Source organism: Caldalkalibacillus mannanilyticus JCM 10596, from assembly GCF_000615945.1.
Lineage (GTDB): Bacteria > Bacillota > Bacilli > Caldalkalibacillales > JCM-10596 > Bacillus_AT > Bacillus_AT mannanilyticus.
Window position 1 is genome coordinate 1 of record NZ_BAMO01000068.1, and the last position, 12158, is coordinate 12158.

Genomic DNA, 12158 nt, shown 5'->3' on the forward strand with positions numbered 1-12158 from the left:
TAATATCGAAAAGTTTAAGGAATAGACTAGAGAGGACAAGCTAGGCAGGGAATACCTGTCCGAAATGGAAGTTAAGCGATGAGCGTTGGAATGGAGGATAGGTATTCCCCTGCCGTCAGTTTGAGGGATTAAACTTCATAAAAACACCAAAACAAAAAGGACTCGGGCTTTGCCGAGCTTTTCTTAATATAGAATAAAAAGATCCAATCTTAGGTTTCAAATACGAGTTTTTCATCAAATAAATGATTAAGAATAAGATTTGGAAATTTTCTCATAGATAGCTGAAGAAATTCTTCAATGATATACATATCACTCGAGCTAAAAGTGAATAGAAGCTCGCCCCACAATTCAGTATCGTAGCGACAAAGCATACCAAGAATGTACATGACCATATTATACGTAATAATCTCATCGGTCATGACTATTTTCTGATGATAATAAAAATAGCGGTTTCCTTTATAATCAGTGACGAGCTGGTCAAGAAAGCGACACTTAGAATCTTTAGTATCTTTAGAATCTGAAGGATCAATGGTGATCGTAAAATCCTGCTCTGTAAAAAGGATACACTCTTTTTGAATACCATAGCTTTGTATGACATGAATAATTTGACTCACTTCGGGAGAAGAAAGGGGAAGCTTTAAATTTTTGTATGTAAAAATATGTTTTGATTGTAGATCATCCCAATTAATTTGGAGCATTGTTTTTTTGGCAAACATCAACTGATAGCTCTCCTGCAACTCAGGGATGATTCCTAATAGATCGATAATTTTATATTTACTATGGATTTCAAGAGGGGATTGAAGGACAACTTCCGCAAAATGAGGAAGCAAACCATTTTTTTGCACTTTAATTTCATCCTCATGGAACACATAATTATTTTTTTTTCTTTTCCTTGTCGTAATTCCATGCTGTAATACGGTTGTTGTTCTAGGATAATAAGGGTCTTTAGAAAGAATAATGGCTTTCATCAAGCTTGTAAAACCATAGTATAGCAAAAGAGGGCGAACAATGAGTTCGCTAGCTTGAGCTGATTTAAAATAAGAAACGCCTTGCTTTAAAAAATAGATAAACTTATGAGTATTATCGAAAGCTAAGCGGGTGGCATCCTTCTCATTAACCACTTGCAGATAGGATTGAAATAGATAATCCTTAGCTATTGGTTCACTTTCAAAATATAAGAAAAGCCCCCACATTCGCTCTAGAGAGTTTTCACACCAAATCGTCCTCATATTCCTCCTCCTTTTTGAAAAGAATGTAAGAAGGATCAACTTAAGGTTATTTATAACCTAAAACTGTATTTTTATAATATGACAAAAGAGTCTGACTTATTTGAGTTGTCTTGACGTAAAATTTGCCTTTTGATAAACTTTCAATAATATTTTGAAGATAGCTGTATTTTTTCAAAAAAATTAAGGACAAGCAGAAAGGATAAGGTGTATATATGTGGGAGAATAAATTTGAGAAGGAAGGCTTAACATTTGATGATGTTTTGCTGATTCCAGCGAAGTCAGAAATTTTACCAAGAGATGTAAGTGTGCAGACTCAATTATCGGAGAATTTAAAATTAAATGTGCCAGTCATTAGTGCTGGTATGGACACAGTGACTGAGGCTGAAATGGCTATTGCTATGGCAAGACAAGGCGGACTAGGAATTATACACAAAAACATGACGGTCGCAGAGCAAGCAGAGCAGGTGGACCGTGTCAAACGTTCTGAAAGTGGGGTTATTACCAATCCTTTCTCCTTAACTCCTTCTCACAAAGTATATGATGCTGAACATTTAATGAGTAAGTACCGTATTTCAGGTGTTCCAATCGTAGATGAACATCAAAAATTAGTTGGGATCTTAACCAATAGGGATTTACGCTTTGTGCATGACTACTCCACTCAAATTAGTGATGTCATGACCAAGGAAGACCTCGTAACAGCATCCGTTGGTACAACACTTGGGGAAGCAGAAGGAATTTTGCAAAAGCATAAAATTGAGAAGCTTCCTTTAGTTGATGAAAACTATATTTTAAGAGGGTTAATTACCATCAAGGATATCGAAAAAGCCATCGAGTTCCCGAATGCGGCAAAAGACAAAAAAGGACGTTTGCTTGTAGGGGCAGCTGTTGGCGTATCCAAAGATACGGATGAAAGAGTGAAGGCATTAGTAGACACTGGAGTGGATGTCATTGTTATTGATACGGCTCATGGACATTCTCAAGGTGTTATCGATACGGTTCGAAAGATTCGCGAAAAATATCCTACATTAGACATTATCGCCGGAAATGTAGCTACTGGACATGCTACGAGAGATCTAATTGAAGCAGGGGCAACGATTGTGAAAGTAGGGATAGGGCCTGGATCGATTTGTACAACTCGTGTTGTAGCTGGGATTGGAGTCCCTCAAATAACAGCTATCTACGATTGTGCCAGCGTAGCCAAAGAGTACAATGTTCCTATTATTGCTGATGGAGGAATTAAGTTCTCTGGAGATATACCTAAGGCTATTGCTGCGGGTGCTCATGCTGTGATGCTGGGAAGCTTATTAGCTGGGGTATCAGAAAGTCCAGGTGAATTCGAGATTTTTCAAGGACGTCGCTTCAAAGTGTATAGAGGTATGGGATCGATTGGTGCGATGAAGGCAGGGAGTAAGGATCGATATTTCCAAGAGAACGAGCAAAAGCTTGTACCTGAAGGAATCGAAGGACGAGTCCCTTACAAAGGACCATTAGCTGATTCAATTCATCAGTTAATTGGCGGTTTACGTGCAGGAATGGGCTACTGTGGAACAGCTACTATCAATGATTTAATTCAAAACGGAACGTTTATCAAGATCACAGGTGCTGGGTTAAGAGAATCTCATCCACACGATGTACAAATTACAAAAGAAGCACCAAACTACTCCATCAGCTAATGCTGTGATAAAATGGTTAGGGTAGTTTTTTTAAAGATCATGGGGGTGGAGAGATGAACTTCTTCAAGAGAGGCTGGACTTCTTATGTCATTGTGACCTTGATCATCAGCTTATTAGCGATGACATTTCAAATTCAGCCAGTTCAAGCAGAAAGTCCATTTGATATTGCGGCAGAATCAGCCATATTAATCGAAGCAAAAACGGGGAAAATATTATTTAAGAAAAATGAAGACATACCACTTCCACCTGCAAGTATGAGTAAAATGATGACAGAGTATCTGGTCTTAGAAGCCATAGCCAAAGGTGATTTCGGCTGGGATACCGTGGTACGTGCTAGCTCATATGCTCATTACTTAGGTGCATTAGATGGAACCTCCAGAGTCTGGCTGGCAGATGGGGAAGAAAGAACAGTAGAAGAATTGTATACTGCTATGGCTGTTTACTCTGCGAACGACGCAACGGTAGCTCTTGCGGAACTTGTTGCTGGTAGTGAAGGCAGCTTTGTCGAAATCATGAATCAAAAAGCAGCTGAATTAGGAATGACCAATACACGCTTTGTCAATTCTTCTGGATTGCCAAACCGCATGTTGCGTAAATATATGTCAACGGGTACAGCAGAAGATGAAAACGTCATGTCTGCTAAGGATACGGCTTTACTCGCACAAGCCTTAGTAAACGAGTATCCTGAGGTGTTAAAATTCTCTTCTATTCCAGAGAAGCCAGCAGAATATTTTAACGGTGTTCGCATGATCAATTGGAATTGGATGCTTGTCGGTCATCCAGAAGGACAAGCAAGGAATCATGCCTACCCAGGATTGGATGGCCTGAAGACAGGATATACAGATCAGGCACAGAACTGTTTTACGGGTACAGCAGAAAGAGAAGGCATGCGTCTAATTTCTGTTGTAATGGGCTCTAAATCAAGAGACACACGATTCCAGGAAACAAGAAAATTATTAGACTATGGATTTAATAATTATGTCTATAAAGAATTCGCTAAAGCAGGGGACCTTCTTCCTGAAACCCCAGCCCTCCCTGTTCGTAAAGGTGTGAAAAAAGAAATTAAAGTAGCACTAGGGGGACCTCTTCATACAGTCGTTCATAAAGATGAGGAAGAGCTTTATACTATTGACTACACGCTGAATCAAGAGCTGTTAGATCCATCTGGAGAATTGTTAGCTCCGATCTCCAATGAGGCTGTTGTAGGAGAAGTGGTATTGAAATATACAGGTGAGAAACAGTATGATTATATTCAATCAGGCACAAAACCTGATGCCACAAGCTTAGTAGCCTTGGAAGATGTGGAGTCAGCAAGTTGGTTTAGGCTTTTCATGCGTTCTATTCTTGGATTCTTCTCAGGAATTTGGACAGGAATCACAGATAGTATTAAAGGCTTGTTTTCATAATTGAAGCAGGAAAAGGGTAAAAATCAAGGGATCTGTATAAACTAGTTTGTACTTTCAAAATTCCTATAGTAAAATACAATATGTATGAATGTAAAATTTTTCTCATTATTTTTTTAATATATAAGGCGGCTAGGAGGAAGTAAGATGCAAGAAGTAGGGACGACTCGAGTAAAACGTGGTATGGCGGAAATGCAAAAAGGTGGCGTCATCATGGACGTCATTAATGCAGAGCAAGCAAAAATTGCAGAAGCGGCTGGAGCAGTAGCGGTTATGGCACTTGAACGAGTACCAGCAGATATTCGTGCAGCTGGTGGAGTAGCTAGAATGGCTGATCCAACGATTGTTGAAGAAGTAGTCAAGGCGGTTTCCGTTCCAGTCATGGCAAAAGCACGTATTGGACACTTCGTGGAAGCCAAAGTATTAGAGGCTTTAGGTGTTGATTATATCGATGAAAGTGAAGTGTTAACACCTGCTGATGAAGTTTTCCATATCAATAAAAACGAATTTACAGTACCGTTTGTCTGTGGAGCTCGTGATTTAGGTGAAGCTTTACGTCGTATTGGAGAAGGAGCTTCTATGCTTCGTACAAAAGGTGAGCCTGGAACAGGAAATATCGTAGAAGCGGTTCGTCATATGCGCATGATTCAAGGACAAATCAAAAAGGTTCAAAATATGTCTAAAGACGAATTGATGAATGAAGCGAAACTTCTTGGTGCTCCTTATGAGCTATTACTTGCTATTCATGAAAATGGGAAGCTTCCTGTAGTAAACTTTGCCGCGGGTGGAGTAGCTACTCCAGCAGATGCAGCGCTTATGATGCACCTTGGTTCAGACGGGGTATTTGTAGGCTCTGGAATCTTTAAATCTGATAATCCTGAGAAATTTGCTAAAGCGATTGTTCAAGCGACAACCCATTACCAAGACTATGAATTGATCGGTCAATTATCGAAAAATTTAGGTACCGCAATGAAGGGTATCGAAATTTCCACACTTGCAGCGTCAGAGCGTATGCAAGAGCGTGGTTGGTAAGAAGGGGTTCTAGTGAAGATAGGGGTCTTGGCTCTACAAGGAGCTGTAGCAGAACATATACGAATGCTTGAAAAATCGGGAGTCGAAGCCATCGCTATTAAGAAAACAGAGCAACTGAATGAAATAGCAGGGCTTGTGCTTCCTGGTGGAGAGAGTACAGCCATTGGCAAATTGATGAGGGAATATGGATTTATAGAGCCGATCAAGGAATTAGCCAAGTCAGGATTTCCCTTATTCGGTACTTGTGCGGGATTAATAATTATTGCCGGAAATATCGAACATGAACAGGAAGCTCACTTAGGGCTGATGGACATTCATGTTCAACGCAATGCATTTGGTCGTCAGCGAGAAAGTTTCGAAGTAGATCTTCACATAAAGAATGTAGCGGATGATTTTCGAGCGGTATTTATTCGAGCACCATTGATTCTTGAAGTGGGTTCAGGAGTAGAAGTCCTAGCGACTCACGGGGAGCAAATTGTTGCAGCCAAACAAGACAATTTCTTAGCAGCTTCTTTCCACCCAGAATTAACAGATGATGAAAGGTTTCATCAATACTTTGTTAATATGGTTCAAGAATATGTTAATCAGCAGACCAAAGTTACACATTCCTAAATTTCATTAGGAGATGCTTTTTATGTGAAAAACTCTCTTCTCTTTTTTTGGGATGAGAGTTTTTCTGCACTATACACTGAAAGGAAGTGAGTCAAGGTGTTGGATGTAAAATTATTGCGTAATGAATTTGAGCAAGTGAAGGCTCGTTTACGTTCTAGAGGAGAAGATATATCTGAACTGGATCGTTTTCCTGAGATTGACCATCAGCGTCGTGAAATCATTCAAGAGGTTGAGGAACTAAAAAGCAAACGAAATACAGTATCTCAAGAAGTATCTGTTCTCAAGCGAGAGAAAAAAGATGCCGACCATCTGATTCAAGAAATGAAGGAAGTAAATGATCGGATCAAGGTACTGGATGATCAGCTTCGTGAAGTAGAGGCTGACCTAGAATCCATTTTACTCACGGTTCCTAATATCCCTCATGAGAGTGTTCCAGTGGGCGAATCAGAGGATGATAACATTGTTCATTCTACTTGGGGAGAGAAGCCTACGTTTGCCTTTGAACCTAAACCGCATTGGGAAGTAGCGGATAAACTAGGTATCCTTCATTTTGAAGAAGCGGGAAAAGTAACGGGGGCACGCTTTGTTTTTCTTAAAGGAATGGGTGCGAAGTTAGAAAGAGCTTTAATAAGCTTTATGTTAGATTTACATACAGAAGAACATGGATATGAAGAGATGATCCCGCCCTTTTTGGTCAACCGAGCTAGTATGACTGGGACAGGACAGCTTCCTAAATTCGAAGAGGATGCTTTTAAAATTGCTGAAACGGACTATTTCCTAATTCCCACAGCAGAAGTACCTATTACAAACTTTCACCGTGATCATATTTTAGATGTGGAGCAGCTTCCTGTTACCTATGCTGCTTTTAGTGCCAACTTCCGTTCGGAAGCAGGTTCTGCTGGTCGTGATACGCGCGGACTGATCCGACAACATCAATTTAATAAAGTGGAGCTTGTTCGTTTTGTAAAACCTGAAGATTCCTATGACGAATTAGAAAAATTAACCGGTCATGCCGAGAAGGTATTACAGCTATTGCAATTACCTTATCGAAAAATGAGTATGTGTACAGCCGACTTAGGTTTCACAGCGGCTAAAAAATATGATCTAGAGGTTTGGCTTCCTAGTGCAGATACATATCGAGAAATTTCGTCATGCAGTAACTTCGAGGACTTCCAAGCAAGACGAGCCAATATTCGCTTCCGTCGCGATAAGAAAGCGAAACCAGAATTTCTACATACCTTAAATGGTTCTGGGCTGGCGATTGGTCGTACTGTAGCCGCTCTTCTAGAAAATTATCAAGAAGAAGATGGACGAGTAAGAATTCCAGAAGTATTACGCCCTTACTTGGGAAATAAAGAGTACATTAGTTAGATTTCTCTGTTGATTTATAGCCAGAGATTTGCTACAATAATTTTTGTTGAATGGAATGGAGGAATACCCAAGTCCGGCTGAAGGGATCGGTCTTGAAAACCGACAGGGGTGTAACAGCCCGCGGGGGTTCGAATCCCTCTTCCTCCGCCATCTAAATTTGTTATTGTAATCTTAAGTGTAGATATGAAGCTTATAAGAGATAGACAGTGTCACACCACATGGCGGACATTGTCTTTTTTACTCTTGGTAAAAGAGGTCATATAATGGATCGATCGAAAATGAATGATACACAAAAGTACCAATATTATATGGAGGAAGCACTTTCTTTGGCTCGCGAAGCAGAAAAGCTGGAGGAAGTACCGATTGGCGCTGTTGTTGTTAAGAATGATCGAATCATCGGCAGAGGCTACAACCGTAGAGAGATTGACAAGAATCCTCTGGCACATGCAGAGATCATGGCTATTCAGATGGCAAGCCAAACATTGGGTGGTTGGAGGCTGGAGGGCTGTGAACTATACGTGACCTTAGAGCCTTGTCCGATGTGTGCGGGAGCCATTGTTCAATCTAGGGTGGAGCGAGTGATCTATGGAACAGAGGATCCTAAAGCAGGTTATGCAGGGTCGCTTTATAATCTCCTTCAAGATCAACGGCTTAATCATCAAACCGAGATTGTATCAGGAGTTCTACAGCAGGAGTGTCAGGAGATCTTAAAAAACTTCTTTAGGAAGCTGCGTAGCAGAAAAAAGTAAGGTTCCTTTGCTAATGGGAGGACTTTGTTAGAAAGGGAAGCTTTAACACTTGAGTTATTGCTTCAGATCTATTATAATCAATAATGCATCACATTTTGATGCCTAACTATGTTTATAAAGTTTGCTGTGCTAGATGGGGAGGTAGCGGTGCCCTGTAACCCGCAATCCGCTATAGCGGGATTGAATTCCTGCTCTAGGTCTTTGTTATGTAAGGTCTGGCTTATGCAAGTAGTGTTGAAGAATGGGTCCTACGCAACGGAAACCCATGAACCCCGTCAGGTCCGGAAGGAAGCAGCGGTAAGTGGAATCTTTCGTGTGCCGTAGGGTGGCCTGTTCTGAGCTAACTACATGAGTACGCTTGGGTGACTTAGATCGAAGGTAGGTGCACAGCAATTCATTCATCATATACAAAAAACACCTTTTATTCTAAAGGGTGTTTTTTTTCTTTTTCTGCTTCTCGCCTTTTTTTCCGCATAGAGTAAGGTATAATATACATAGAATGTATTTATTGAAACGGAGTTGGACTTGATGGCTTATCAAGCACTTTATCGAGTATATAGACCTCAAGCGTTTGCAGATGTCGTCGGTCAAGAGCATATTACTAAAACACTACAGAACGCCATAATGGAGCAAAACTTTTCACATGCCTATTTATTCAATGGCCCAAGGGGTACAGGGAAAACAACCATAGCCAAAATTATGGCAAAGGCTGTGAACTGCGAGGAAGCTCCTGTCCTAGACCCATGTAACCGCTGTGCTTCTTGTACAGGGATTACTCAGGGTAGGATTGTCGATGTCGTTGAGATTGATGCAGCCTCCAACAATGGAGTGGATGAGATCAGGGATATCCGAGATAAGGTGAAATTTGCGCCTACTGAGGTAAGAACGAAGGTTTATATTATTGATGAAGTTCATATGTTAACTCAGGGAGCATTTAATGCCTTACTAAAAACATTAGAAGAACCGCCAGCTCATGTTATGTTTATCTTGGCTACTACTGAACCACATAAGATTCCCTTGACCATTATTTCTCGTTGTCAGCGGTTTGACTTTCGACGTATTTCCAAAAAAGCGATGTTGGACCGTTTGCAGATCATTTGTACAGAGGAAAATATCAAAGTAGAAGAAAAAGCATTGCACATGCTTATACAGGTGGCGGACGGTGGAATGCGAGATGCCTTGAGCTTACTTGATCAAGCAATTTCCTTTGCTGAGGAAGAAGTCACCTTAGAAGATGTTCTAACCGTAACGGGGGCCGTTTCCCAGACCGCACTCTCTGAATTAGCTGATGCGATCCTTAGCGGAAAATTAGAAGAAACGATTCGTTTTATTGATCAATTAATGAATCAGGGAAAAGAACCCGTTCGACTCGTGGAGGACTTGATTTATTATTTCAGGGACATTTTGTTGTTTCAACAGGCTCCCAATCTAGATGAGGTTTTAGAAAGGGTTCAGCTTACAGAAGAGTTTAAAGAAAAGGCTGTCCAATATCCAAAAGAAAAATTATTTTATTCTATTCAAAAATTAAGTGAAGCCCAAAATGAAATGAAATGGACCAACCATCCTCGTGTGTTTCTGGAAGTGGCTTGTATTCAACTGGTACAAGGACAGGGACCTCCATCTGAAGGACAGCCGCAGAGCGTAAAAGCAACGATAGATGATCAGCAGGTGATCCAGTTACAACAAAAAGTAAATCAACTAGAAGCACTGATTCAATCTCTTCAAGAGCAAGGAGTCAAGGGATCAGATGAGGAACGTAAAAAAAATCAAGCGACTCGACATGTACCTCAGCAGGTTTCCCAACAAAAAATCTTAGAGCTGCTTAAATCAGCTAGTAAAAATCATCTTATGCAATTAACCAATCAATGGGCTGAAATATTACAGGACATTAAAAAACAAAAAATCACCGTTCATGCTTGGCTGAAAGATGGAGAACCGGTAGCCTGCTCCAATGATTTTTTTCTTATTGCCTTTAACAATGTGATTCATCGGGAGACGACAGAGAAGGAAGCTCATCGTCAAATTATTGAACAAGTGATTGCTCAACATTTACAATCCTCTGCAAAAATGATTACAATTATGTATAATGAGTGGAGTGAAATAAAAAATCAATTCATCCGTGAACAAAAGGGAGAACGAAATGATTCTAATGGAAAATCAGATCCTTTTTACGAAGAAGCAGTCAAGCTCGTAGGAGAAGAATTGATTGAAGTGATTGAAAAATAGATGAAACGATTTGAATGGAGGAAAACACTATGAAAAATATGGGAAATATGATGAAACAAGTTCAAAAAATGCAGAAGCAAATGCAAGAGGCACAAGAAGCATTAAAGGAAAAAACAGTTCAAGGTACTGCCGGTGGTGGTATGGTTACAATTACAGCAAACGGACATAAAGAAATTTTGAACATTGAAATTAAACCTGAAGTGGTTGACCCAGATGATATTGAAATGCTTCAAGACTTAGTCTTAGCTGCCATGAACGATGCACTTAAGCAAGTGGATGACCTAGTAGCAAAAGATATGGGGAAATTTACTGGAGGGCTAAATATACCAGGATTATTCTAGTCCACATAAGGGGGGACATCTGTGCACTACCCAGAACCAATATCGAAGCTTATTGAAGGATTTATGAAATTGCCAGGCATCGGTCCTAAGACGGCAGGTCGCCTGGCTTTTTATGTATTAAAGATGAAAGAGGATGATGTCTTAGACTTAGCTAAGGCGTTAGTCAATGCGAAAAGAAATCTAACCTACTGTACTGTATGCAGTAATATCACGATCATGATCCATGTCGTATTTGTAAGGACCAGTCCAGAGATCAATCGACGATTTGTGTTGTGCAGGATCCAAAGGATATTATTGCCATGGAAAGAACCAAAGAATACGAGGGACTTTATCATGTGCTGCATGGAGCCATATCCCCTATGGATGGCATTGGACCAGAGGATATAAAAATCACAGAGCTGTTGAAGAGATTAGAGGATGAACGTGTTCAAGAATTGATTTTGGCTACGAATCCAACGATTGAAGGTGAAGCGACTTCTATGTATATCTCTAGACTTGTCAAACCTTTTGGATTAAAAGTAACTCGAATTGCTCATGGTTTACCTGTTGGTGGAGATTTGGAATATGCTGATGAAGTGACGCTCACAAAAGCGTTGGAAGGCAGAAGAGAGTTGTAATATCTTTTATAGCTAGATCATACATTTTTTAGTCCATTCCCTCATATTCTTAGAGTGAGGAGGGGATAGATTTTGTTTTGGAATAAAAGAAATGTACGGGTAAACGAAGAATACAATTTAGTTCAGAGCATTGAAAAGGCAAGGAAAAAGTGGTCAGAAGTACAAGCATGGAGGATTTCTGAAAAAGAAGCACTCACATCCCAAATGCCCAAAATACTTGCCGAATTACAATATCGATTTTTATTGAGAGAAGCTAGAAAAAGAAACATGATCAATCGCTGGTTTTATAACGATCCAGATGTGGAGGAAGGTTAGGGAATTTGGTTATTCTCTAGCTCTTCCTTTTTTAATTTCTTCATATAGGGCTCCGGGTAGAAGCTTTTCTTATTTCGGTTCTAATTATTAGCTTGGACGAGTAGAAATGATTAAGAAGCGGATGAATAAAGGGAGGAAATGATATGGATCAAACGACGATCATAGCCATCTTTGTTGTTGCAATGGCAACTGCGATTGGAGTCTTATATCAGGTAAGAGGGGCTTTTATTCAATGGATTGGGAAAGGAATGTTTCATTTTATACTGGGGGCATTTATGCTCTTTATTTTTAATATGCTTGGCTCTGCTTTTGAGATGCATATTCCTTTAAATATAATAACAATTGGTATTGCAGGGCTATTAGGGATTCCAGGTGTGATTTCATTGGTCATTATTAAGCTAATGGTTATCTAAAAAAAACACTTGCATCCTGAATATCAATATGATATATTATTAAATGTCGCCAAAACAAGGTGACATCAGCTAACGGAATGTTTCACAACAAAGAAAAAAATTCCTGTTGATTATTGATTGCGATCTGTGGTAAGATAGATTTTGTCGCCGCAAGAGAGCGACGAATTAAAGAAACAC

At 39.9% G+C, this 12158-nt stretch carries 11 protein-coding genes, 1 tRNA gene, 1 other RNA gene and 1 pseudogene; 13 read left to right on the forward strand and 1 reads right to left on the reverse strand.

From position 1 onward, the window contains the following. Window positions 1-209 precede the first annotated feature (209 nt). A complete protein-coding gene (locus JCM10596_RS22110) occupies window positions 210-1229 on the reverse strand; it encodes a YaaC family protein (protein WP_025028972.1) in 1020 nt (339 codons plus the stop codon). Between the two features lie 212 nt (window positions 1230-1441). Between JCM10596_RS22110 and guaB the strand changes: the two genes are divergently transcribed. The 13 genes and pseudogenes from guaB (at window position 1442) to JCM10596_RS22170 (ending at window position 11981) form a co-directional block, all read left to right on the forward strand. Further along, on the forward strand, window positions 1442-2902 hold the full coding sequence (gene guaB, locus JCM10596_RS22115; protein ID WP_025028973.1) for an IMP dehydrogenase: 1461 nt from the start codon (window positions 1442-1444) through the stop codon (window positions 2900-2902). 53 nt (window positions 2903-2955) lie between these two features. After that, a complete protein-coding gene (locus tag JCM10596_RS22120) occupies window positions 2956-4308 on the forward strand; it encodes a D-alanyl-D-alanine carboxypeptidase family protein (protein WP_025028974.1) in 1353 nt (450 codons plus the stop codon). A 144-nt stretch (window positions 4309-4452) separates the two neighbouring features. Beyond that, window positions 4453-5337: a pyridoxal 5'-phosphate synthase lyase subunit PdxS gene (pdxS, locus tag JCM10596_RS22125; protein ID WP_025028975.1), complete on the forward strand. Its 885-nt coding sequence runs from the start codon at window positions 4453-4455 to the stop codon at window positions 5335-5337. A 12-nt stretch (window positions 5338-5349) separates the two neighbouring features. Then, complete coding sequence (gene pdxT, locus JCM10596_RS22130) at window positions 5350-5949, forward strand: pyridoxal 5'-phosphate synthase glutaminase subunit PdxT (RefSeq protein WP_025028976.1); 600 nt, start codon at window positions 5350-5352, stop codon at window positions 5947-5949. Between the two features lie 96 nt (window positions 5950-6045). Beyond that, a complete protein-coding gene (gene serS, locus JCM10596_RS22135; RefSeq protein WP_025028977.1) occupies window positions 6046-7320 on the forward strand; it encodes a serine--tRNA ligase in 1275 nt (424 codons plus the stop codon). Window positions 7321-7377: 57 nt separating this feature from the next. Beyond that, window positions 7378-7470 (forward strand) — tRNA-Ser (locus tag JCM10596_RS22140). Between the two features lie 113 nt (window positions 7471-7583). Then, window positions 7584-8069: a tRNA adenosine(34) deaminase TadA gene (gene tadA, locus JCM10596_RS22145; RefSeq protein WP_234410614.1), complete on the forward strand. Its 486-nt coding sequence runs from the start codon at window positions 7584-7586 to the stop codon at window positions 8067-8069. Between the two features lie 124 nt (window positions 8070-8193). Beyond that, window positions 8194-8459, forward strand: an RNA gene (ffs, locus tag JCM10596_RS28975) — signal recognition particle sRNA large type. A gap of 138 nt (window positions 8460-8597) precedes the next feature. After that, entirely contained in the window at window positions 8598-10295 is a 1698-nt protein-coding gene (dnaX, locus tag JCM10596_RS22150) for a DNA polymerase III subunit gamma/tau (protein WP_025028979.1), read from the forward strand. A 29-nt stretch (window positions 10296-10324) separates the two neighbouring features. Then, window positions 10325-10636 carry a YbaB/EbfC family nucleoid-associated protein gene (locus tag JCM10596_RS22155; RefSeq protein WP_025028980.1) on the forward strand — a complete coding sequence of 104 codons (312 nt, stop codon included), beginning with the start codon at window positions 10325-10327 and terminating at the stop codon, window positions 10634-10636. Between the two features lie 21 nt (window positions 10637-10657). Then, window positions 10658-11253: pseudogene (gene recR, locus JCM10596_RS27055) on the forward strand (recombination mediator RecR). A gap of 72 nt (window positions 11254-11325) precedes the next feature. After that, complete coding sequence (locus JCM10596_RS22165) at window positions 11326-11568, forward strand: DUF2508 family protein (protein WP_025028981.1); 243 nt, start codon at window positions 11326-11328, stop codon at window positions 11566-11568. 143 nt (window positions 11569-11711) lie between these two features. Then, window positions 11712-11981, forward strand: a complete 270-nt coding sequence (locus tag JCM10596_RS22170; protein ID WP_025028982.1) for a pro-sigmaK processing inhibitor BofA family protein — start codon at window positions 11712-11714, stop codon at window positions 11979-11981. Window positions 11982-12158 lie beyond the last annotated feature (177 nt).